General features: G+C 47.2%; 29 protein-coding genes. 8 read left to right on the top strand and 21 right to left on the bottom strand.

The window, feature by feature from the left end; genetic code table 11:
- Positions 1-66: 66 nt before the first annotated feature.
- From DU481_RS11405 to purE, 17 genes are all read right to left on the bottom strand, one after another.
- Positions 67-717, bottom strand: coding sequence for a 4'-phosphopantetheinyl transferase family protein (locus DU481_RS11405; RefSeq protein ID WP_350134557.1), 651 nt, complete (start codon positions 715-717; stop codon positions 67-69).
- Complete coding sequence (locus DU481_RS11400; protein WP_350134555.1) at positions 695-1,405, bottom strand: thioesterase II family protein; 711 nt, start codon at positions 1,403-1,405, stop codon at positions 695-697. The genes DU481_RS11405 and DU481_RS11400 overlap by 23 nt, the downstream gene beginning before the upstream one ends.
- A gap of 38 nt (positions 1,406-1,443) precedes the next feature.
- The gene (locus DU481_RS11395; protein WP_350134554.1) at positions 1,444-1,659 is read right to left on the bottom strand and encodes an MbtH family protein; all 216 of its coding nucleotides are present in this window, start codon (positions 1,657-1,659) and stop codon (positions 1,444-1,446) included.
- 126 nt (positions 1,660-1,785) lie between these two features.
- Positions 1,786-2,307, bottom strand: a complete 522-nt coding sequence (locus DU481_RS11390; RefSeq protein ID WP_350134552.1) for a sigma-70 family RNA polymerase sigma factor — start codon at positions 2,305-2,307, stop codon at positions 1,786-1,788.
- A 518-nt stretch (positions 2,308-2,825) separates the two neighbouring features.
- A complete protein-coding gene (locus DU481_RS11385; RefSeq protein WP_350134550.1) occupies positions 2,826-3,344 on the bottom strand; it encodes a helix-turn-helix domain-containing protein in 519 nt (172 codons plus the stop codon).
- Positions 3,345-3,363: 19 nt separating this feature from the next.
- Entirely contained in the window at positions 3,364-3,699 is a 336-nt protein-coding gene (locus tag DU481_RS11380) for a hypothetical protein (protein ID WP_350134548.1), read from the bottom strand.
- Positions 3,696-5,624, bottom strand: coding sequence for a DUF927 domain-containing protein (locus DU481_RS11375; protein WP_350134546.1), 1,929 nt, complete (start codon positions 5,622-5,624; stop codon positions 3,696-3,698). The genes DU481_RS11380 and DU481_RS11375 overlap by 4 nt, the downstream gene beginning before the upstream one ends.
- Complete coding sequence (locus DU481_RS11370; RefSeq protein WP_350134544.1) at positions 5,617-6,084, bottom strand: CHC2 zinc finger domain-containing protein; 468 nt, start codon at positions 6,082-6,084, stop codon at positions 5,617-5,619. The genes DU481_RS11375 and DU481_RS11370 overlap by 8 nt, the downstream gene beginning before the upstream one ends.
- On the bottom strand, positions 6,081-6,338 hold the full coding sequence (locus DU481_RS11365) for a helix-turn-helix transcriptional regulator (RefSeq protein ID WP_350134542.1): 258 nt from the start codon (positions 6,336-6,338) through the stop codon (positions 6,081-6,083). The genes DU481_RS11370 and DU481_RS11365 overlap by 4 nt, the downstream gene beginning before the upstream one ends.
- Positions 6,339-6,565: 227 nt before the next feature.
- A complete protein-coding gene (locus DU481_RS11360; protein WP_350134540.1) occupies positions 6,566-6,859 on the bottom strand; it encodes a hypothetical protein in 294 nt (97 codons plus the stop codon).
- A gap of 140 nt (positions 6,860-6,999) precedes the next feature.
- Complete coding sequence (locus DU481_RS11355) at positions 7,000-8,229, bottom strand: tyrosine-type recombinase/integrase (protein ID WP_350134538.1); 1,230 nt, start codon at positions 8,227-8,229, stop codon at positions 7,000-7,002.
- A 448-nt stretch (positions 8,230-8,677) separates the two neighbouring features.
- Positions 8,678-8,908, bottom strand: a complete 231-nt coding sequence (locus tag DU481_RS11350) for a type II toxin-antitoxin system HicA family toxin (RefSeq protein WP_350134536.1) — start codon at positions 8,906-8,908, stop codon at positions 8,678-8,680.
- A complete protein-coding gene (locus DU481_RS11345; protein ID WP_350134535.1) occupies positions 8,895-9,116 on the bottom strand; it encodes a type II toxin-antitoxin system HicB family antitoxin in 222 nt (73 codons plus the stop codon). Before DU481_RS11345 ends, DU481_RS11350 begins: the two co-directional genes overlap by 14 nt.
- A 154-nt stretch (positions 9,117-9,270) precedes the next feature.
- On the bottom strand, positions 9,271-9,741 hold the full coding sequence (locus DU481_RS11340; protein WP_350134533.1) for a hypothetical protein: 471 nt from the start codon (positions 9,739-9,741) through the stop codon (positions 9,271-9,273).
- 101 nt (positions 9,742-9,842) lie between these two features.
- Positions 9,843-10,727: a phosphoribosylaminoimidazolesuccinocarboxamide synthase gene (locus tag DU481_RS11335; protein ID WP_350134531.1), complete on the bottom strand. Its 885-nt coding sequence runs from the start codon at positions 10,725-10,727 to the stop codon at positions 9,843-9,845.
- 10 nt (positions 10,728-10,737) lie between these two features.
- On the bottom strand, positions 10,738-11,871 hold the full coding sequence (locus DU481_RS11330; protein WP_350134529.1) for a 5-(carboxyamino)imidazole ribonucleotide synthase: 1,134 nt from the start codon (positions 11,869-11,871) through the stop codon (positions 10,738-10,740).
- Positions 11,871-12,359, bottom strand: a complete 489-nt coding sequence (gene purE / locus DU481_RS11325) for a 5-(carboxyamino)imidazole ribonucleotide mutase (RefSeq protein ID WP_090322447.1) — start codon at positions 12,357-12,359, stop codon at positions 11,871-11,873. Before purE ends, DU481_RS11330 begins: the two co-directional genes overlap by 1 nt.
- 227 nt (positions 12,360-12,586) lie before the next feature.
- On the opposite strand from purE, the gene DU481_RS11320 reads away from it, so the two are divergent.
- The 6 genes from DU481_RS11320 (at position 12,587) to DU481_RS11295 (ending at position 16,994) form a co-directional block, all read left to right on the top strand.
- Positions 12,587-13,018 (top strand): ExbD/TolR family protein, encoded by a 432-nt coding sequence (locus tag DU481_RS11320; RefSeq protein WP_350134527.1) that lies wholly within the window; start codon positions 12,587-12,589, stop codon positions 13,016-13,018.
- A 64-nt stretch (positions 13,019-13,082) separates the two neighbouring features.
- Positions 13,083-13,724, top strand: coding sequence for a superoxide dismutase (locus DU481_RS11315; RefSeq protein ID WP_090322470.1), 642 nt, complete (start codon positions 13,083-13,085; stop codon positions 13,722-13,724).
- An 11-nt stretch (positions 13,725-13,735) separates the two neighbouring features.
- On the top strand, positions 13,736-14,380 hold the full coding sequence (gene hisG, locus DU481_RS11310) for an ATP phosphoribosyltransferase (protein WP_121164996.1): 645 nt from the start codon (positions 13,736-13,738) through the stop codon (positions 14,378-14,380).
- Between the two features lie 34 nt (positions 14,381-14,414).
- Positions 14,415-15,719, top strand: a complete 1,305-nt coding sequence (hisD, locus tag DU481_RS11305; protein WP_350134565.1) for a histidinol dehydrogenase — start codon at positions 14,415-14,417, stop codon at positions 15,717-15,719.
- Between the two features lie 43 nt (positions 15,720-15,762).
- The gene (locus DU481_RS11300; RefSeq protein WP_350134525.1) at positions 15,763-16,587 is read left to right on the top strand and encodes a TrmH family RNA methyltransferase; all 825 of its coding nucleotides are present in this window, start codon (positions 15,763-15,765) and stop codon (positions 16,585-16,587) included.
- A 50-nt stretch (positions 16,588-16,637) separates the two neighbouring features.
- Positions 16,638-16,994: a hypothetical protein gene (locus tag DU481_RS11295; protein WP_350134523.1), complete on the top strand. Its 357-nt coding sequence runs from the start codon at positions 16,638-16,640 to the stop codon at positions 16,992-16,994.
- Between the two features lie 4 nt (positions 16,995-16,998).
- On the opposite strand, the gene uvrB is transcribed toward DU481_RS11295, so the two are convergent.
- Entirely contained in the window at positions 16,999-19,029 is a 2,031-nt protein-coding gene (gene uvrB / locus DU481_RS11290) for an excinuclease ABC subunit UvrB (RefSeq protein ID WP_350134521.1), read from the bottom strand.
- 78 nt (positions 19,030-19,107) lie between these two features.
- Here uvrB and DU481_RS11285 point away from each other — a divergent pair, with 78 nt between their 5' ends.
- On the top strand, positions 19,108-20,301 hold the full coding sequence (locus DU481_RS11285; protein WP_350134520.1) for a pyridoxal phosphate-dependent aminotransferase: 1,194 nt from the start codon (positions 19,108-19,110) through the stop codon (positions 20,299-20,301).
- A gap of 29 nt (positions 20,302-20,330) precedes the next feature.
- On the opposite strand, the gene flhC is transcribed toward DU481_RS11285, so the two are convergent.
- The 3 genes from flhC to DU481_RS11270 form a co-directional block, all read right to left on the bottom strand.
- Positions 20,331-20,867: a flagellar transcriptional regulator FlhC gene (flhC, locus tag DU481_RS11280; protein ID WP_107803853.1), complete on the bottom strand. Its 537-nt coding sequence runs from the start codon at positions 20,865-20,867 to the stop codon at positions 20,331-20,333.
- A 31-nt stretch (positions 20,868-20,898) separates the two neighbouring features.
- Complete coding sequence (gene flhD, locus DU481_RS11275) at positions 20,899-21,216, bottom strand: flagellar transcriptional regulator FlhD (protein ID WP_107803880.1); 318 nt, start codon at positions 21,214-21,216, stop codon at positions 20,899-20,901.
- A gap of 399 nt (positions 21,217-21,615) precedes the next feature.
- Entirely contained in the window at positions 21,616-22,827 is a 1,212-nt protein-coding gene (locus tag DU481_RS11270) for a hypothetical protein (RefSeq protein WP_350134518.1), read from the bottom strand.
- Between the two features lie 213 nt (positions 22,828-23,040).
- Between DU481_RS11270 and DU481_RS11265 the strand changes: the two genes are divergently transcribed.
- Positions 23,041-23,518: IS5 family transposase (locus DU481_RS11265; RefSeq protein ID WP_350134516.1), on the top strand; the 478-nt coding region annotated here is incomplete at its 3' end.

Genomic DNA, 23,518 nt, shown 5'->3' with positions numbered 1-23,518 from the left:
GGAAATGATCCATATCTTCGAATATGGAGATGTAAGAAGTGCCTTGTTTTATGGTTGCCATGCGGATTAGTGAATCAAAGCCAGCGCCGCAGCGTAATCTTTCGGAGCTTCGATTGGCCAGGCTCGAATGACTCCCCAATCCGAATGTTCATGCGCAATGCGATAATGATTGCCAGGTACCGGCAACACGGAAATATCTTGCAGGTTTTCCGCAATCCCCAGTCCCAGAGCCTTCAATACCGCTTCCTTCGCTACCCACAGATCGATGAATCGTTTTTCCGGCCAACATGCCCGGGCGTGCTCAAGCGGAGACAACACATAATGAATTAGCCCGGTGATATCGCGATCGCACCGTTCGATGTCAATTCCGATCTTGCCCGCTGACGACATGGCAATCAGCGCAAAACTGCCGGCATGAGAAAGATTGAATTGAATTTCGGCATGCTGTGCCAGATATGGCTTACCAGACGCGGTGATTGAGATAGTTAAACGATCAGGCAAAATCCCAACACGCTCGGCCAGCAAGCGCCTCAATGCAGCTCGCCCTGATACGAAGCGAATCCGATCTTGATAGTGATAAAAACCTCGCGCCCGGGATTGTTCCTTTGCGCTAAGAATTGGCCAATCATGCGCCAATTGTGTTGAGGTAAATGCGAATTCGAGCAACCATGCATCGATATCCTCCGGCACCGCTTCAAGCCGTTGCAACGATGTCACACATCACCCCTTTTTGGCTTTCAAGCAATCTTTTTTTTAGCACATGGATGAACCACTCTTCCGATTGCCGCAGAAAGAAATGTCCGCCGTCGAACCAATCGAGTGTAAACATTCGACTGCCTTCCTGCCGCCATAAACTTAGGTTATCTACACCAATCGCATCTGATCTGCCGCCGAAACAATGAATCGGAACAGGAAGAGGATCATGCCTCGTATACTGAAAACTACCGCATACGCAGTAATCGATCCGCAGCAATTGCAATGTCATGGCTAGCAATTCCGGATTGTTGAATACCTCTTCAGGTGTTCCGCCTTGCTTACTCAAGTCTGCGATCAACGCAGCTTCCATGCAGATTTTGTGATAACGCTGACTATCCTGCCGTGCCGGAGCCGCGCAACCAGATACCATCAGCGCGTCAGGCAAGCGAGCTTTCAGTCGATGCAATTCCCGCGTGATTCCATGAGCCAGCAACGCTCCCATGCTATGACCGAAAAGGGCGTAGCTTTCTGGTAGCGTTAATGCAATTTCCTGACTCAGGATGTCCACCAGCATGCGGTAATTTTCCTGCGGGCTCTCACCCAAACGGCTACCGCGACCCGGTAATTCCACTGGAATTACTTCTATCCATGAAGGCAACAATCTTTTCCAACGCAGGTACATCGTGGCGCTGGCACCTGCACACGGCAAACAATAGACACAAAATGGCGAGACATATCGATACCAGCCTAAGATGCATTGTCCATGAATTGCCGCAGACTGAGCGGACGCATGTCGGTCCAAATATCTTCAATATGACTCAAGCAGGTTTTTTTATCGCCCAGAAAACCGGTGTCCCGCCAACCACCTGGAATCGCTTTCCATTCCGGCCACAGTGAATATTGGTCCTCGTGATTGACCAATACCCGGAACACACCATCGTCGCGATCAAAACAACTCGTCATTGCTATTTCCTTATCAATTAGATTCAATCATTACATCAATGAGAATAAGAATGCTTCTTATTTCTCTAGACGAACCAATTCAGGAAAAATCCAAGAAATCTATAAAACTTTTAAGTTTGGTGCAGCTTATGACCTACTGGACAAAGCTTCTTTGCAATGACGAATAGCGGTATGGATCAGAATGTTTACTAAAGAAACAGATATATGGAGTTCTTCCGCAATCATGCGCTGCGTGTAACCTTCAATTCGATATAGCTCAAAAACCCTTCGGGTTCTATCAGGAAGCTTATTTAACGCTTTCATTACCAGATTCAAATCCTGGTAGTGCATTAGATAGGCCTCTGGAGTTCGCAGCTTATCAGGCACTAACAAGCCTTCTTCCTCGTTATCAAATAAATCTAGTTCGAATATATAGCGACGGTATTGATCAATCGCCATATTCCGCACAATCCGAAATAAATAGGCAATTGGTTGCTTTACCTCCACTTTATTATCGGAACACTCACGAATCTTGAGATAGGCGTCGTGAACAACATCATCGGCTTGATTCCAGTCGCGCAAAATCTTGAATGCAGCTCGACGCAATTGCGCTTGATGCGCAATAAATAAGGCATCCATTTGCAAAACCCACTCACCTTCTAAATTCATAATAAAGAATCAGTGAATTTGGAATTAACGCGAAAGCAATTTGAAGTGATTTAAAGTTACTGCGAGAGTGAATCGAATGAATGGCGTGATCATGATGATTCGCGATATTAGCTTTCGCGCATCAATAAAGATTAACCAATAACGCAACATTAAGGTTAACCAATTAAATTTGTTTGATTTATTTTTTACAACCATTGCGCTATCTCCAAATATATTATGTGATAGCTGGCTGACAATTAAGTAGGATTTTGTTGGCTGGCTAGAAAATTATTTTTTGCATTAAACAAAGGTATCAAATTTTCGTCGCATTACAATAATGCTCGCTTAGTGAGATTATCTGAATAATTCTTAAATCTGATTTTGGTAATGATAATTATTATCATCTATCTTGTAAAGTATTGGTATTGAGAATATCTTAATTCCCAAAATAAATAGCCCCGTTGCAAGTAGCGGGGTTATTTATTCCAACTTTTCTTTGCACACAAATTCGCTTGGGATTTACTTACTACTTAGACTTACTATTTTCCCCATTTTTCGGGTTGCCGGTTTCTAAGCCAAAAAATACAAGCTTTAACATTTGGTGGATAGTGTTTTGTGGTTTCAGTGATTGTTATTTTTCCACGGGAATTAGTGACGCGTACATCAGGGTATGAGTAGCCAATAGCAAGCTTATATAAACATTCGGCCACTTTGGCATCCATTATCAGCTTACCCCTATTTATGGACTCAAAAAATTCAGGATGATTCTTCTTCCAGTTGTTGATGGTTTGTTCGGATACGCCAAAGAAATCAGCTAAGTCTTTATCTGTAGCACCAAGCAAACATAACTTATACGCCTGTTTTATATATATTTCTCTATACGATGTAGGACGACCTACATTCCGTTTCGTAAATGCACTGATGGTATCCAATTCGAAGGTTTCGTAAACCTTCACATAATTTTTTTCGGAAACCTTGTCATGGTTTCTCTGAGAAATCTTGGATACCTTGCCAAATAAACCTGACTCTTCGCATTTCTGAACCACTTTTGCTTTCACTGTCATTTTCGTAATTGGATTATTCTTTATCTTTGTTAGTCAGCCCCAAATAATAGGCGATTAAATTTGGATCACTCTTGCACTTATCCAGCACTAAATAATGATCTTCCTCAGGTTCACCAGTTTGAAATAACCAGACCCGGACTTTCTCGAAATCCGAATCAGTTTGCCCACTCAAACTATCGGATATCACTTCTTTTATGGGAACATTGGGGACAATGGGAGCAGATTGCTGTAGGCCTTTATTCATCATGGTTCCGCTATACTTATTTTGTCTCCCATTACGTTTAGGAAGCTGGGGATAAATGGGGACAGTTTTCTCAAGAACTTTATTTATCCAGTCTGAAGCAATCAAAATTCGTCCCCCTCAATGGCTTTACTATCTATAGCGTAAACTCTCACTGTTTTACCAAGTGCCTTCACTCGTGGTTTTTGTTGCGGTCTGTCACTACCCGGAATCAACCAGCCTTTCTTGATCAGCGCTTTAGTTGCCCACTTTAAATTGAATCCCTTACAAAGCTCATTGCGAAATGCACCTGATTCAACGAGATATTGAAGTTCTCCTGCTTCGATTCTGGTAAAACCGGAACGACATTGAACCTTAGCGAGATCGTCAGGGTGAGTGTCGCAATTGGGAAAGCGGCTTCCACCGTAGGTTTGCAGGTATGTTGAAATCTGATACAACAGGTTTTGTTCGTCATACCCAACACTACCATCGGATTGCGCCCACCATGCATTAAAGCACCGCTGTGCAGCAAATAATGACGCTCCAGGCTTCCAACCTGTTACACCGTATTCTGTAGCTAATTCTCCTGCATAAGCCACTAACGCGAAGCGTTCAGCAACGCGTCCAACCTCTGGCGGGTGACCAGATGAAAGATTAAATATTTTAACAATGTCGCTGATGGATGTTTTGATATCGGCTTCTATCGTCGGATAGTTACCAACCAGCTTTTCAAGAAACGCTACCCCAGCTGATCCGTAATATAGTCGTGCCGATCCTTTAATCTTTCCAGAAAATTCCTTACCATCATTACAACCATGAAGATCTTCAATGGTATACCAGCCTGACCCCGTGTCAGCTGGAATGCTCGGCAATCGCACAACCTGACCACCTCTAGCTTTCATACCCGCACTCTCAATATGCTGTGATAGATCAACTTCACCGGACGACAACAGCAGTGTTCTCCAAGTGATTGGTGGCCTTGCGGATGCATCTTTCGTCATACGCACTTTGCCTTGTCCGTTTGCGATCAAATAGGCAGCTTGCCCAGCTTCGGATGGTTCGATCTGCCCAAGATCATCAAGAATAAGAATATTGTGATTTCTCGTTTGGCAAAGCGCTTCCAAACCGTTCGTTGTCGTTCGCCATTTTTTAGCAAATAAATCAGGGTACCCCCAAACACTAGCAGCAGGATCAATTAAGGTAGATGTTTTGCCTTTCGATGTTTCACCAGTGAACTGAAATCCGCCACCTGTTTCACCTGCAATCTCGGTTAATACACCTGCGAATGAACATGATATGGCGAACGTGATTCGACTATTGTTAGATGCCAGAGCCGCAACATTCTTTTTCCAGTCTTCCAGTGTTCCATTTGTTGCAAAATCCATCGATACCATCCCTTGGTAAACAATAGAATCCTTACGATCTTCCTTGCCAATCACAAGCGAATTAAGCACATATCTGCCATTAATCCAGCCAATCCGGTCAACGCACCTAGCCTTCTTATCCGTTCGGTATGATAGAACGTAATCACACAAAAATTTTCTTGCCTTCTGGTTAGGGGATATGATCAGCCCACCATTTGCAAGAATTCTTCTAAATTCGCTCTGGTCACTAGCTTGCAATAACTCAGCGGGGCATGCCCAAACATGTTCATGATTATCGTTATCACACCAGGATAAAAGCCTTCCCCAATTGTTTTGAGTGTTGTCTCGAGTATCTGCCAACACATACAATGGACTGCATAACCATAGCTTGTGCGGACTGCCATCATTCTTTTCATCACAATGATAAACACCGTCTCGATAGCCTTTTCTGGACTTAATTACCTCAAATAGCGGTTTGTTCCCAATTGTCCCCACATTATCTTTATTACTTGGAGATAAATTTTGGTATTCGGAAGTCTCGTCATTGATTGATTCTTCAGTTTTGTCCCCGTTATCCCCATTAAAAACGATGCTATCTGTATTCTTTTTATCAGCTTCCCTCGCAGGAATATGTAACTTGCCATCATCATCGTAATAAGCTGCTTCTGCTTGTTCCTGCAGACTAGTCATTTCGTCTGCCCTCCAGATATTGCAAAGCTACGTTGATTCGGACACAAACATCCTTCAAGTAATCAACATCTGATTGGCATGGCCGTTCGCTTCCGATAAGATAGCGGTTAGCTGCGATTAAAACGACAAGTAGATCACGCTCAAGGGCATGCAAAAGCTGCCAGGCGCTAAAGCCTTGCTTAATTTGTTTTTCATAACGCGGATTATCGGATGAGGGAAACAAAGCAGCAGGAGCAATACCCAAAGCATTACATATATCCAGACCGGAAGCGCCACAGCCAAAGCAATGAATCAGTGTGACACCATCAGGCTTTAGCGTAACAGCTAGTGAAGGAGTTTTGTCATTGTGGCATGGGCATAGGGCAACGTATCTACTTTCGCTAATACGTTTAACTTTTTGCAAGTGTGGCAAAATTCTACTTTCAAAAGCTGCGTAACCGAAGGTGTGCCAATTCTTCATATGCAACTCCTTGCTGTACGGGCGTTAATCAAATCAATAACTATCTTCCGTATCTGGTCTTCGGTCTTGCCAGCGATGCGCGCGGCATTGATTGTTGCTACTTCGTGTTCCGGCCACGCAGATGCACGAGAACCTATCTTGACCGGTGGAGTAAAAAGTCCGTCTTGAATATCTTCATAGTGTTGCGACTTTCCTATACCGCGTAAAGACAATACATCTTTTAAGCGCAGCAGTTTGAGAGTGAATTTTGTCATTATCAGAAATCTCCGTAATTGCCGCCGGATATCGGCGGTTACGGTGCTATGATGGATGACGGTGGAAGCAGCTTTGGGGCCGTTTTCCGCGTTTTGCTCATAAAAAAATTAGCTTTCTCGACGAATTTCTACTTCATTGAATTCTAGACAATATTTATAAGTCTTTATACTAAGAAGAAAAAGCAAATAAATATATATTATTGAAATATATGCGGTATCAACTATTATTACTTTTTAGCTTTCTGCAATATTCTTTGAACACGATCCTTCGTTAAACCCAAAGCAATTGCCAGATGGTTCAAAACGGAGCCATCTTCAGGTGGATTCGGACCAAGCCCAATATCCTTAAGAAATATGATGGCGCTTATCTCGTCATCTTTAGACAAAAACGCCCCTGTTAAGCGTTTGTAAGCCAGAATAAGCTTTGCATCCCTGGGAATGGTTTTCTTCCAGCGCGCTTTCGCGCTTGCACTTCCAGCCCTGCGAGCGCGTTCTACCAGACCCTTTTTATCAAGTGGCATATTAATTGCCCGTTGAAGAGATTACTTTAAAGAAGAGAAATCAGCCTGGCAGTTGATATAGCTCCGCCTTTTACATTACGGGTCCAGTCTTGGTAAAACGGCTTCAGGATTACGTAATTACGTATTGAGACGTGATTTCATCAACCTGTTTTGCGGATTGGAATAATGTCCGAGTCAGTTTCGATTGCTGTATCGCAAAATTTTTGCCAATCGTCCATCATGCGCCGCCGTTTTTCCAGCATATCACCACGCCGATAGGCGGCTTCGGCTTTGTCCTTGATCGTATGTGCCAGCGCCATTTCGCATAGATCTCGCGGGTAGTTGGTACATTCGCCGGCCCAATCACGGAACGCTGATCGAAAGCCATGCACTGTGCATTCATAACGCATCGTGACTTGCAATAGTTTATCCATAGCGGCATTTGATAGACCTTTGTTAGCTCTGCCTCCAGGAAAAATGAAATCAGATTGACGCATAATTGCTGATTGATTCAAGATTTCAATGCAGCGGTTTGATAATGGAATGCGGTGTTCCTTTTCGGCTTTCATGCGATTGGCGGGAATCGTCCAGATCATTTCGTTGAGATTGATTTCATCCCATGTTGCTGCAATTACTTCATTTGTTCGGGCAGCTGTTAACACGAGGAATTCCAATGCCAATGCAGAAATATTGTCATGCTGCCGCAACGCCTGCATGAACGTGTGCATCTGGATGTAAGGCAAGGCGGCATGATGTTCCACCTTTTTGACTTTCGATGGTTTCGGTAACAGATTCTCAAGGTGCCCTTTCCATCGCGCTGGATTGTCACCACTGCGATAACCACGTGTTGTTGCCCAGTCCAGCACGTTTTCAAGACGTGAGCGAATACGGGAGGCTGTTTCGGTTTTAGTCGTCCAAATCGGTTCTAGTATTCGCAATACAAGCGCAGTGTCCACATTTTTGATCGGCATTTCACCAACGACTGGGTAAGCGTATTGGGTAAGGGTATTCGTCCATTGTTGCGCGTGTTTGGTATTCTTCCAACCATGACGGTGAGCTTCGATGTACTTTTCAGCACAATAAGGAAAAGTGACGATATTCATGCGCTCGGTGCGTTTTGCAGTATGCTCAACTTTGCGCGCTTCAATTGGATCGGTGCCGTTACGAGCCATCCGGCGGAATGATTCGGCCAGCATACGTGCATCAGCTAAAGTAACGTCCTTACATGAACCCAAACCCATTTCGCGGCGTTTGCCGTCGAATGTGAAACGAAATACCCAGCTTTTAGTTTGCCACTTGCTCACTTGCAACCATAGACCACCGCCGTCTCCGTAGTTACCTGTCTTGCTCAATGCATCAACTTTTTTTACAGAAAGCTTATTGATTGCCATTATTATCCACCTTTTTACTACACATCTTTCTACCCAGCATCAAGTATCAGTTTTTAGTATATCTTAGCGGATATCAGTGGACAAATGATTTTTAATAACCTTATAAAACAGCATACAAAAATACTTTCTTGGAGGTTGCTGGAATTTAGTTAGGCGGACTCTCTCTCCGCCAAATATTCAGCATCCACATCGTTTTCAGGCGGATCAATCATTTTCTGCCATCAGCAATCCCTACAAAAAACTCTTTGAAATAAAGCGTCTCACTGCAAACAGCGGAGTGCTTTATCCCAAATATCGTCAATATTTTTTCTTTGATAGCATTCAGGCTCGAAATCAGGTCATTTGCAAATACCGCTCTTGTGCAGCAAATCACCCAGTAATGTGCTGGATTCCGATGTTGTTTTTGGGAATTTCAGTTCGAGATGACGCAAGCTTATCCAGCTATTGGCTACAAAATTTCGAATTCGCTTCTGGCAATTCCTGATTGGCGAATGATGGACTGAAGTGTTCCGATGCGTATTTCGGAATGATTAGGTACAGGTTCGGTAATCGTTGTGTTATCCATTTTCTTCTGTATCACCACATGACTGCCGCGCCGCCGGACTTCGATAAAACCATGTTGCATCAAAATAGCGCACAGTTGCTGTCCGGACAAAACCCGCAACTTACCCAATGGCAATCTCTAAGCGGGTTATATAAATCTCCTCATGCAACCGCTGTTGAATTTCTTCCGCCGATGCGGTTTCGAAAAACAATCCCAGCGCTTCCCGTAGGTTCTCACGCGCTTCTTGAACAGTATCGCCTTGACTGGCGATGTCGAGCTCCGGACAGAAAGACACATAGCCGCTGCCTTCACGCTCGATGATGGCGGTCATTTGTTTATTCATGGGATTCGCTCCAAGGTCTGGTTTGTAAAGAAAGAAAATGGATTCTATTCTGCATCGCATTGCAAGTAAATTTCATGACCGGATTCTGCGTGACGCAAGATTTAATGTATTTTAATGAAGGAGATTTTTCCCGGATGACGCAGGCTTATCCGGATTAATTGCTAAGTATACGTTTCAGTTCATTAATTGCAGCACATGCTGCCATTTTGTAATCGCTGTAAACGACCTTAGACATTTTATCTGCTCGATGAGCTATGTCGTTTCGCTTCTGTCTGTATTTTCCTTTTGTATTCATAAGTTTTTTTAATTCTGGCACATCGCCAATTGCTGCCTCGATAAGAGAAATGTGAGGAATGGCATGAGAGGTATACTCGGTCGCAAAATTCCTTATTTCATCAGGTTTTTCGACTTTCTCTGGATCATTTAAATATTTCACCCAATCATCTATATTAAGTCGCAGTCTTTTTCTAATTTCAACTGAAGCAATTGACTTCATAATCCTTTCCAGAATCGACCATATCGCAATAAATGCCATTTCATATGATTGTTTTTCCTCGTATTCCGTAGAAAGCTTGATGTTCATTTCTTCAAGTTCAATTAATTCCTCAAGAATCTCTTTATTCATTTCGAGATGGAACCCCTACCCTTTATTGAGCACAACTGGATTTCTGAAATGATGTAATACATAACATCAAATAAAACATCAATTTTTTAAAAAATTAATCATTAAATCAAAAGCATATAAGCCTCCCGATACTTTTCCACCGTCTTTTGCAAAATTTTCTCCGGTAATTCCGGCGCAGGCGCTTTTTTATTCCAATCTTGTGTTTCCAGCCAGTCGCGCACGAATTGTTTGTCGAAGCTCGGCGGGTTTTGGCCGGGTTGGTATTGGTCGGCAGGCCAGAAGCGGGACGAATCGGGAGTGAGCACTTCGTCGATCAGGTACAGTTCACCTTGCTCGTCAAGGCCGAATTCAAATTTTGTGTCGGCGATAATGATGCCGCGCGCTAGTGCGTATTCGGCGGCTTCGGAATAAAGCTGGATGGCTTTGGTGCTGACTTTGGCGGTCAATTCTTTACCGAGCAGTTTTTCCACTTCGGCGACAGCAATGTTTTCATCGTGCGCACCGGCGGCGGCTTTGGTCGATGGCGTGAAAATCGCGCCGCCGGGCAGTTTATCGGCGAGTTTCAAGCCCGCAGGCAGTGGAATACCGCAGATCGCGCCGGTTTGCTGGTAATCCTTCCAGCCGGAACCGACGACGTAACCGCGCACGATGGCTTCGATGGGCAGCGGTTTCAGGCGGCGGATCACAAACGCGCGCCCCGCCACTTGATCACGTTCTTCGGGAGCAACGACCGATTCCGGCGCGATGCCGGTCAAGTGGTTCGGCAGAATATGCGCAAGCTTGTCGAACCAGAATTGCGACAACGCGGTGAGGATTTTGCCTTTACCGGGGACGGCAGTCGGCAGGATCACATCGAACGCCGACAAACGGTCGGTTTGCACGATCAGTAGTTTGTCGTCGCCGACGGCGTAAATATCGCGAACTTTGCCGCGATGCAAAAATGACAGGCTTTTGATGGTGGTTTCAAACAATGCAGTTTCGCTCATGGTGTTCGCTTTAACTTTGGTCGAGTTGTTGTTTAATGTGCAGCGCTTCGCTCAATGCGGTCTCGATATCGCTGCTCAAAACGGTGAAATGCCCCATCTTGCGGCCGGGACGTGCTTCGGTTTTGCCGTACAGGTGCAATTTGGTCGAGGGATGTTGCAGCACGATATTCCAGTCGGGATCGCCGTTGCGCCAAACATCGCCGAGCAGGTTGATCATCACCGCAGGACTGAGTTGCGCAGTCGAACCGAGCGGTAAACCGCACAATGTGCGCACTTGCTGCTCGAATTGCGACGTGACGCAGGCGTCGATCGAATAATGTCCACTATTATGCGGACGCGGCGCGATTTCGTTGATCACCAGTTCGTCGTCTTGCAACACGAAAAATTCGACGCACAACACCCCCTGATAATTGAGACTCTTCGCAATCTGACAGGCGATTTCCTGCGCTTTTCCGGCCAGCAGTGGAGCAATCCGGGCGGGCACGATGCTGACGTCGAGGATGCCGTTGACATGCTGATTCTCGGACACCGGAAACGTTGCCACTTTACCGTCTCCGCCACGCGCGACCACGACCGAGATTTCACATTTCAGCGGCATGAATTTTTCCAGCACACACACGGCATGATTCAATTGCGCGTACGCCGCTGGAAATTCCGCCGCGCTGGCCACCTTGACCTGACCTTTGCCGTCGTAACCAAATTGACTGACTTTCAGAATGCCGGGAAGCAAGTCTGCGGCATCTTGGTCGGCAAAGTCATCCGTCTGCTGGATGACGGCAAACGGTGCCACGGTAAAACCATTGATACTCAGAAATTGTTTTTCCGCAATCCTGTTTTGTGCGACTGAAACACTATAGGCATCCGGGCTGACTGCACACGATTTGGCCAGATTTCGGAGCGAATTCGCGGGGATATTTTCAAATTCGGTCGTTATCGCCGCGCATTGACTGCCGAGTTTCTCCAGCGCTGATTGGTCGGCATAACCGGCGCAGATGAAATCGTCCGCAACTCGTCCGGCTGGACTGCCGTTATCCGGATCCAGCACCGTGACTGGGTAGCCCATTTGCTGCGCGGCTTGCACGAACATGCGCCCGAGCTGTCCGCCTCCCAGCACACCGAGCATCGCGCCAGGCATGATCGCCATTATTCCGGTAACTCGGCGTTAAGTACGGATTCGGTTTGTTTGCGCCGGTATTCGTCCAACTGTGCACTCAATTCACTGTTATTCACCGCCAATAGGGCCACCGCAAACAGCCCGGCATTCGCCGCTCCGGCTTGGCCGATGGCAAACGTGGCAACGGGGATGCCTTTCGGCATTTGTACAATCGATAGCAATGAATCCAGCCCTTGTAAATGCTTGGAATTGACCGGCACGCCCAGCACCGGCAGCGTAGTTTTGGCTGCGATCATACCGGGCAGATGCGCCGCACCACCCGCACCGGCGATAATGCATTGAATGCCGCGCGCCTTGGCTTCTCCAGCGAACTGAAACAGCAAATCCGGTGTGCGATGCGCCGAAACCACCTTGGCCTCATAGGCGATATGAAATTCATCCAAAATAGCCACCGCATGCTGCATCACATCCCAGTCGCTTTTACTTCCCATCACTACACTGATTAACGGTTTAATCATTTCACGGTAACTGGCAAAAATTAAAAATAAATATCCAAGAGAATGTTGTACTATCACACCCTGAAAGCAGGGCTGGCTATTTTATAAGTCTGTGCAATAATCGTGTAATTTATTTCGATCGCTGCAACAAAAAACACAACTGGTATTATACTCACCTGATTTAATAGCGAGCTTTTCATTGATTTGCGTTTAAAACTTTACCAGTTATCAATACGACCGGCATTTGCATGAATTTTCAACGCGGAAAACAAAATAACGATCCGGAAATCAATCTGATACCGATGATCGATGTGTTATTGGTAATTTTGATTTTTTTGGTGGTGACGACGACCTACTCAAAATTTGCCGAGCTTGAAATCAGTTTGCCGGAAACCAGTGCGGAACAAGTCGATAAAAATATCGAGAAACCGAACAACATCGATATCACGGTTAGCGCGCTGGGTGATTACACCATTAATCGGGTAGCGGTTAAATCCGCCAGTATCGAGAGTCTGCGCGATGCCTTAATGGCTGCGGCCAAAAATCAGCCAGATCCCTTTATCATCATCAACGCGGATGCGAAAGCGACGCACCAATCGGTGATTACGGTCATGGAAGCGGCGCGCTTGGCAGGCTACAATAAAATCACGTTCACCACGGAAACCAACAATATCCCATAAGGGAAGTGACCAAATGTTTGATTTTCTAAAAAATTACACCAAAAAACTCACTAAGGAGACCCATATGTCCACTATCAATGTCGATAATTTTTCCCAAGCTGCTCAAGCCGGCACACAATATATTCTGGCGCCCCTGCCCTACGCGAACACTGCGCTGGATCCAGTCATTAGCGCCAACACGCTGAGTTTTCACTATGGCAAGCACCACAAAACCTATGTCGATAACTTGAATAATCTGCTGGCGAATAGCGATCTGGCGGGTAAATCGCTGGAGGATATTATCCGCGCATCCGCCGGGCAAGCGGATAAAGCCGCGATTTTCAATAACGCCGCGCAAGTGTGGAATCATATGTTCTATTGGCATAGCCTGAAACCGAATGGCGGCGGCGAACCTTCCGCAGCACTGAAGCAAAAAATCGAAGCATCATTTGGCAGTCTGGAAGCGTGCAAAAAAGAATTCGCACAAGCGGCGCTGACACAGTTCGGTAGCGGCTGGGCGTGGCTGGTTGTGGACGGCGGTAAAATCGCGATCGTTAAAACCGGCAACGCGGAAACACCGATCACCAAAAATATCCGCCCCCTGCTGACCATCGACGTATGGGAACACGCTTACTATCTAGACTATCAAAACCGCCGTGCCGATTATGTGAACACCATATTGGATAAACTGATCAATTGGGACTTCGCGGAAGCTAACCTCGGATAATTCCGGACTTTATGACTGATATCACGATCGCCCTGTCAAAAGGGCGAATTTTTGAAGACACGGCGCCGCTGCTGAAAGCGGCTGGTATCGTTGCGCTGGACGATCCCGAATCGTCGCGCAAATTGATTCTATCCACCAATCGGGCCAATGTCCGTCTGATTATCGTACGCGCCTCGGATGTGCCGACTTATGTACAATACGGCGCGGCCGATCTGGGTATTGCCGGGAAAGATGTGCTGCAGGAACATGGCGGCGCCGGTTTGTATCAACCGCTGGATCTGAAAATTGCGCGCTGCCGCATGATGGTGGCTGTTCCCAATGGATTCGATTACGACTCCGCCGTGCGTCAAGGCGCACGGTTACGCATTGCCACCAAATATGTGCAAACCGCGCGCGAGCACTTTGCCGCAAAAGGTGTGCATGTCGATCTGATCAAGTTGTACGGTTCGATGGAACTGGCGCCTTTAGTCGGGCTGGCCGATGCCATCGTCGATCTCGTGTCCAGCGGTAACACCTTAAAAGCGAATAATCTTGTCGCAGTCGAAGAGATTATGCAGATTTCGTCCCGGTTGATCGTCAACCAGGCTGCACTGAAACTGAAACAGGATGCCATTCAGCCGGTGCTGGATGCATTTTCCGCTGCGGTGAAAAAGTAGATAGCCGTGCGCATCTGAAACCATTCATACCATGATTCAAATAAAACGATTCAACTCCACCGATTCCGATTTCAATGCCTGTCTCGACAAGCTCCTGGCTTTTGAAAATGCGCAGGATGATGCCGTCGATGTCACAGTGGCCAGCATCCTCGCCGATATCCGCAGCCGCAAGGATGCCGCGCTGATCGAATACACCAATCGTTTCGACCGGCTGGCTATTCAATCCGCCAAAGACCTCGAGCTAACGCAGGATCAATTGCAGCATTCGTTAGCAACATTGCCGGATGCTGAACGGACCGCATTACAGCAAGCAGCGGAACGGGTGCGCAGCTATCACGAGAAACAACCGCTCAGTTCCTGGCAATACACCGATGCCGATGGCACGTTATTGGGGCAAAAAGTGACCGCGCTGGATCGTGTAGGTCTTTATGTGCCGGGCGGCAAAGCTTCGTATCCCTCTTCGGTATTGATGAACGCGATCCCGGCCAAAGTCGCTGGCGTGCAAGAATTGATCATGGTTGTCCCTACCCCGGATGGCGAACGCAATAATATGGTGCTGGCAGCTGCGGCCATTAGCAAAGTGGATCGCGTTTTCACCATCGGCGGCGCGCAAGCGATCGGCGCATTAGCGTACGGCACCGAAACCGTGCCACCGGTCGACAAAATCGTCGGCCCCGGCAATGCGTACGTTGCAGCGGCCAAACGCCGGGTGTTCGGTATCGTCGGTATCGATATGGTGGCCGGGCCTTCTGAAATCCTGGTCATTTGCGACGGCAAAACCGATCCTGACTGGATTGCGATGGATTTGTTTTCCCAGGCGGAACACGACGAGCTGGCGCAGTCGATCTTGTTGTCGCCGGATGCGGAATTTCTGAATCAAGTCGCACAAAGCATCGACCGCCAATTAGCGGCAATGCCGCGCCACAGTGTCATCCGCGCCTCACTGGAAAATCGCGGCGCGTTGATTCAGGTACAAGATCTGGACGAAGCTTGTGCGATCGCTAACAAAATCGCACCGGAACACTTGGAATTATCGGTTGAGCAACCGGAAAAATGGGTCGATAAAATCCGCCATGCCGGGGCTATTTTTCTTGGCCGTAATGCTTGCGAAGCGTTGGGCGATTATTGCGCTGGCCCTAATCACGTGCTGCCTACCTCACGCACTGCGCGCTTCTCGTCGCCACTCGGTGTTTACGATTTTCAAAAACGCAGTAGTCTGATTCAAGTATCGCAACAAGGCGCCGAAAAGCTCGGGAAAATCGCATCGATACTGGCCAACGGTGAGGGATTACAAGCACACGCAAAATCGGCGGAATATCGCTATATTAAACACCGGTAATGACGCATAGCGTGAACCGACTCTCATAGCGGACTTGCACCTCATGCCAGTCATCACTTCACGCGACCACCCGCTCATCAAACAACTGATCAGACTGGAAGAGTCGTCGCAATATCGCAAAAAAACCGGCTTAACGTTGCTCGACGGCATTCATCTAATTCAGATCTATTGCTCCGTGCTGGGCGCTCCGGAAAATCTGATCGTCAGCCAAGCGTATATTGACGATATCGAGAATGAGCACTTCCTCACCATTCTCTTCGGTCATACCCCTCCCAAACTGACGGTTGTCAGCAATCTCTTATTTCGCGAGATATCTCCGGTCAAAACGCCATCCGGCATCCTCGCACTGATTGCGCTTCCCGGGTTGAAAAAAGATGTCAGCAACGGGAAGGAGATGTTCAGCGTTCTGTTGGAAACCATCCAGGATCCCGGCAATCTCGGCTCGATTCTACGTTCCGCAGCTGCCGCCAGCGTCAAGGACGTTTATTTGTCCAAGCAATGCGCCGATGCCTGGTCGCCCAAAACGCTCAGAGCGGCGATGGGGGCACACTTCTTTTTGCACATCCATGAAGACAGTGATTTGCAAAAGGTCGCACAGCAATTTTCCGGAACGGTCGTTGCCACATCGATACAAGCCAACCGGAATCTTTTTGAAATCTCTCTGGTCGGCCCCACCGCTTTTGTATTCGGTAACGAAGGCGCCGGATTATCCAAGGAAATGATTCAGGCAGCGGACGAAAATATCGTGATTCCCATGCCCGGTAAAACCGAATCATTGAATGCGGCAGCCGCGGCGGCCATTTGTTTTTTTGAAAAAGTCCGCCAGGACAGAGTATACGCGGCGGCAACCGCTATTGGAACAAAATAACAGGCGGTGTATGATACCGCACCCATCAAAACAGTCACTTTGGAGCATCTATGAAATTTTCTTCTTTATCTCTCATCGCCTTAACGGGATGTTTGTTATTCAGTTCCGCCCAAGTCATGGCCATTCACCATGAACCGCAGGATTCCCAGTCACCGCATGCATCCAGCGTAAAAATGGCGAACAATGAAGGAACCGTTGTCGATATCATCGATACTACCGGCTATACCTACATGGAATTGGAAAATGGCGGCAACCGCTTCTGGATCGCCGCACCAACCACCAAAGTAAACAAGGGCGATCGCATTCGTTTCGTTCAAGATATGGTCATGACCAACTTCACCAGCAAAACACTGAACCGCACTTTCGGCACGCTCGTTTTCGTTTCTTCTACCGAAGTGAAGAAATAATTGCCTACGCTACGCCAGTAAAACCAATCAGCAGTTTGTTTTTAAGACTTTTCAGTTCATCCCGGTATTGTGCCGCTTGCTCGAATTCCAGATTCTTGGCGGCACTCAGCATTTTCTTTTCAACCCGCTGAATCTCTTTGGCCAGTTGCGTTTCATTCATGGCGTCATAACGCGCCTGCACTTGCGCGGCCTTGAGATTCTGTTGCGCGGATTCATGGTTATAGACGCCGTCGATCAGGTCTTTAATCCGTTTATGCACCGATCGCGGCGTGATGCCATTTTGCAGATTATGCTGCACCTGCTTCTGGCGCCGCCGGTTGGTCTCATCAATGGCAACGCGCATCGAGCGGGTGATCCTGTCCGCATAGAGAATTGCGGTGCCATTGATATGACGCGCCGCCCGGCCGATGGTCTGAATCAATGACCGTTCCGAGCGAAGAAAACCTTCCTTATCAGCATCCAAGATCGCTACCAGCGACACTTCGGGAATATCCAATCCTTCGCGCAACAAGTTGATTCCAACCAGCACGTCGAATTGTCCCAAACGCAAATCGCGGATAATTTCCACGCGTTCGACGGTGTCGATGTCGGAATGCAGATAACGCACCTTAATTTGGTGATCGGAAAAATAATCGGTCAGATCTTCCGCCATGCGTTTGGTCAACGTGGTGACCAATACGCGCTCGTTCTTGGCGGTACGCAAATGGACTTCCGACATTAAATCGTCCACCTGCGTCGCGACCGGGCGCACTTCAATGACCGGGTCCACCAGACCGGTCGGACGCACCACTTGTTCCACCACCTTACCACTATGCTGCTTTTCATAATCGGCGGGGGTAGCAGATACAAACACGGTTTGCCGCATCCGTTTCTCGAATTCCTCGAATTGTAGCGGACGATTATCCAATGCGGACGGCAGGCGGAAGCCATAATTCACCAGATTTTCCTTGCGCGAGCGGTCTCCTTTGTACATCCCGCCGATCTGCGGCACCGTGACATGACTTTCATCGATAATCATCAGCGCATCGGGCGGCAAATAATCGAGTAGCGTGGGTGGCGGTTCGCCGGGGTTTTTGCCGGACAGATGACGGGAATAATTTTCAATCCCTTTGCAGAAACCCAATTCGTTGAGCATTTCCAGATCGAAACGCGTGCGCTGCTCCAGGCGCTGCGCTTCGACCAGCCGGTTCTCCGCATAGTAATATTCCAGCCGCTCGCGCAGTTCGGTTTTGATGGTTTCCATCGCGCGCAACGTGGTGCCGCGCGGCGTGACATAGTGACTGGAAGGATAGACAGTGAAACGCGACAGTTTTTGCAGCATACGGCCGGTGAGCGGATCAAACAGCGACATGCTGTCCACTTCGTCGTCGAACAGCGACACGCGCAGAGCCGCCTCCGAGCTTTCCGCCGGGAAGACATCGACCACATCGCCGCGCACGCGAAAGACACCGCGTTTGAACTCCAGCTCGTTACGATCGTATTGCATCTCGGTCAGGCGCTTGATAATGTCGCGCTGCGAAATTTTCTCGCCGCTGCGCAAATGCAAAATCATGCCGTGATAATCCACCGGATCGCCGATACCGTAAATACACGACACCGTCGCCACGATGATGGCGTCATCGCGTTCCAGCATGGATTTGGTTGCGGACAAACGCATTTGCTCGATATGCTCGTTGATGCTGGAATCTTTTTCGATAAACAAATCGCGCGCCGGAACATAAGCCTCCGGCTGATAATAATCGTAGTACGAGACAAAATACTCGATGGCATTTTCCGGGAAAAATTCGCGCATTTCCGCATACAGCTGCGCCGCCAGCGTTTTATTCGGCGCGATCACGATGGCCGGACGGCCCAAACGCGCGATCATGTTCGCAATCGTATACGTTTTACCGGATCCGGTAACACCCAATAACGTTTGATACGCCAAGCCGTCGTTTATGCCTTCGACCAATTGCGCAATTGCAACCGGCTGATCGCCTGCGGGAGCAAACGCTTGATGTAATTTGTACGGACTATTGGGGAAGGTTGCGATCACAGGTATAATTCCATCATTGAATTGTTTCTTTGTGTCATTTTAACATGCCGGTCTATCTATTTTAGTGCGAGGATTTTTGTGGAACTCTCTAACCGCGTTCAAACCATCAAGCCATCTCCTACTCTTGCCGTCACCGCCCGGGCTGCGAAACTCAAAGCCGAAGGTAAGGACATCATTGGATTGGGAGCGGGTGAACCCGATTTTGATACCCCTCAGCACATCAAGGATGCCGCTATTACCGCGATCAATAAAGGCCAAACCAAATACACGGCGGTTGGCGGCACACCCGGTCTGAAAAATGCCATTGTGGCGAAGTTCAAACGGGAAAATAATTTTGTCTTCGATGCCAAACAAATTCTGGTTTCCTGCGGCGGCAAACAGAGTTTTTTCAACTTGGCATTGTCGGTGATCAATCCCGGCGACGAAGTCATCATTCCGGCACCGTATTGGGTTTCTTATCCCGATATTGTGTTAATCGCGGAAGGTAAACCGGTTTTTATCAATACCGGCATCGAGCAGAATTTCAAAATTTCCGCGGCACAATTGGAAGCTGCGATTACCCCGAAAACCAAAATGTTTGTCATCAATAGTCCGAGTAATCCGTCCGGAGCGGTTTACACGCTGGATGAACTGAAAGCATTGGGGGAAGTGTTACGTAAGCATCCGCAGATTTTGATCGCTACGGATGATATGTACGAGCATATTCTGTTGTCGGGTCAGAAATTTACTAACATCGTCAACGCCTGCCCGGACTTATTTGCTCAGACCGTGGTTCTGAATGGCGTTTCCAAAGCGTATTCGATGACTGGATGGCGTATTGGCTATTGCGGCGGACCTGCGCATATTATTACCGCAATGGAGAATATTCAATCGCAAAGCACGTCCAACCCAAGCTCTATCTCGCAAGCAGCGGCTGAAGCGGCATTGAATGGTGATCAGTCCTGTATGAATCCGATGATCGCGGCGTTCAAGGAACGTAATATTTTTGTTACCGAGCAACTGAATCAAATCAACGGCGTGCGTTGCTTATCTTCCGACGGCGCTTTTTATGCTTTTGCGGATGCCCGCCAATCGATTGATGATCTCTACAAGAAAAACTTGATTGGCGCTCAAAACGATATCGCGTTTAGCGAATATCTGCTGGAAAAAGCGGGGGTTGCCGTAGTTCCCGGTTCCGCTTTCGGATGTGACGGCTATATGCGCCTGTCTTTCGCCACATCAATGGATAATCTAAAGCAAGCGCTCAGTCGCATCAAGAACCTGCTGAAATAATTGGATTGACTTGGCAAATTTATGTTTTTCTAGTGCAAATTAGCAAGCGCTGCTTTTTTCGTTTTCCCAGCACGCGAAGGAATATTGCATAAACCACACACATGATTGGAATGAATCTCCAGTGAGTGCACGACAAAACTGCCGTGACAATTCACACAAGGCGCTATACACAATACGCCGCTTTCCACAAAACGCACCAGGGTCCATGCACGGGTCAAGCTTAATACTTTCTCAAGTTGATGGACCTTGATGTGCTCATTATAGAGCCGGTAGCTCTTAATCAGCGCATCGATACCATCGATCCCGGTATTTTTCGTTACATAATAATAGATGTTGATAAACAACGAGGAATGCATATTCGGCTGCCAGCTCATGAACCAATCTTCCGAATACGGCAGCATTCCTTTGGGTGGCGATACCCCTCTGATTTCCTTATAAAGTTTAACCAGTCTTTCACGGCTCAGATCGGTATTCATTTCCAGAACCTGTAGCCGGGCACCCAATTCAATTAATTCTGTCGCCAGCTGAATTTGCTTGGCTTCGGTGATGATGCTTCGATTGCGCATGATATTACTCCCTGATTTTGTCTATTGAACGCTATACAATCGCTTCTGCAGGTTTTCCTGCCATTAGGATCGCGGCATGCGATTTGGTAACTGATTGGTCGCGGGTATCATTGGACAGCATATCGGCAATCAATCGATCGTCAAAGCGGAAACGGCACAGTAACATATTGGAAGCCGCCATTTTGATCAGCTGTGCTGAACTCAGTCTTTCCAGTATATCCGCAATATCCTGATTAATTCCCAAGCGATACATGGCAGCTACTCTGTCATCCCGCAACATCTGTTTAGCCAGCAGCAAATAACTTAAATTGATATCTCTGATTTCGTCTAGCAGTTGATTGGTTTCCATTTCATCACCCTTTTTAATTAAAAATATTTGAATTAAAACACCGTAACGCACAGGTGAGATTTTCAATTATGGAGCAGTGGAAGTAAATGGAAGATGAGCTTAAACGAGGTTAGGTAATCTTCTCATCAGGATGTAGGAATTTTACCTACAGGAGAAACCATACATAGAATTGAATTTGAAGGCTTAGCACCGGCTGCCGGTATCCGCCAAGAGACTTGAGACTCATACCAAGGCTATAGCTTCGGCAATAATCTCCGGATCTGTAGGATCGGCAATACTATCATGGGGTATAGAACCGCCTATCTTAGGAATATCGATGGAAAAATGTTCTAAATCCGTAAAAAAAGAAAACGCTAATCGATGCTGTGTTCGCAATGCATGTGGCAGGTATTTGTTTTCTTACTTACAACTCAGCGGATACTCGAAACTATCGCTATAGCCGTGGTAATCGGTGATATGAAAGCCCACTTTACCGGACGCATCGAAAAAGAATTCGCAGAGTAATTCCTTAGAATCAAAATCAAAAATAACGTTAAGTCCAAGCTCTGTGGGTTCCAGCTTTATGATTGAAAGCGTCATGTATTTCGTTACCCGATCCAAAAACAAGCCGGTAAAGTCGATTCCGTCTAATGTCATCATGAATGTGTCCCAGCGGAGATCGGCTTTTTTGTCCCAGTCATAAATTTCTAGAATGTACTTATCTTCCGTACTTAATGGGGAATCGCCCTTTAAGGAAAACCAAATATTGGGAGATCGGCCAAGCCAGAACGGTACCATAGTCACACCTGAATTTCCTTTCGTGTCACTGACCGTAAACCGCATATCGTAGGCATACGCGTAAGGATAAGGTGGTCCATCAGCTTCAAAAATCAGCTCGCGCAATTGCTGATAGCTGGTGTTAAAAGTGACGGTTAAACGGGTATCCGTCCTTTCCATAGTGACGTTGCCGTTGTTCAGCAACTCCAGGAATTTGACCATAAACACCCCCGATACATCTTCATAGTCTTGCTCGATTAATTTTTTCTCGATTTTTAGCGTCGCAAAATCGATATCTGCAATACCATCCAAGTCTTCAAACACGACACTCCAGGTGACAACGGGATTGTCGACCGCGCCGCTGACAAAGGGTGGTTTTTTTTCAGTGAACAATTGAATCGTTGGCGATTTATTATCGCCTGCAATACCGCATTTACTGCTAACCAAGGTTTTCGCTTTTGCACTCAAGTCCAGAAAAATTTCGATCGCGGCATCTTTTCCGGTTTCATCGCCGGGTGCGGTTCCCCCGGTAATTTCAATGATATTTCCTTCATACAGCGTATAACCTTTAAAATTGAAGAGTGCTGTTTGCGCGCTGGTCCTGAAGGTGCCAAACAACCAACGATCAGTTTCTTTTAACAAAAAACGCGCTGCCGGAGTTTCTGAAAAAGAATTCAATCGGGCAGGATCGTTAAAATCGGTAATAGCACTGGCTTTGTTTGGATAAGACGCAATATTCACCCGCACTGACCAACGGCCATCGGGGTGAATCGCCGGTGAACCGAACCAAGTAACCGGAACACTGGTATTTAATCCATTCAGCAGTTGCAAACGCGGTATGTTATCAACAGTCATAAATCCTAATGGATCTCCTCCTAGCGCAGTGGCATCTTGGTTTGACCAGTTGCTGACCGGCAGGCATCCGGACTGCACGTTCATCGCTACTGAACCGAGTAGGATAACGCACAGAAATTTGTAGAGAAGAAACGCATGGCTATTAGGGAACCGCTGAACAAATCCCGAGGTTTGTTGAGATAATAGATTTATTAACGACCTTCTAAATACGCCATGCCACACCAAACGAGTTTTGCCGATCTTGATTACAGTCACAAGAAACGCCGGACACGGCGGGAGATTTTCTTAAGCGAGATGGAAGGGGTAATACCCTGGCAAGTGTTGCTGTCGCAGATTGAACCGCATTACCCCAAGACTGGGAGGCGGGGCCGTCAGCCGATGGCGCTGGAGACCATGTTTCGTATCTACTGCCTGCAAAACTGGTTCAACCTATCAGACCGGCAAATGGAAGATGCGCTGTATGAGATCGAAAGCATGCGCCGGTTTGCGGGGTTCAGTGGCGTTACCGATGCCCTGCCAGACGAGACCACGATACTGAATTTCCGTCATCTTTTGGAGAAGCACGAACTGACAACGGTATTGCTGGAGGCGATCAATGCTCATCTGAAGTCGCAGGGCCTGCTAGTTTCTAAAGGTACGATGGTAGATGCCACACTCATTCATGCCGCAAGTTCGACCAAGAATCGTGAAC

Source organism: Nitrosomonas sp. (assembly GCF_040240425.1).
Lineage (GTDB): Bacteria > Pseudomonadota > Gammaproteobacteria > Burkholderiales > Nitrosomonadaceae > Nitrosomonas.
Note: the sequence above shows the minus strand (reverse complement) of the source record. Positions and strands in the feature narration are given on the sequence as shown.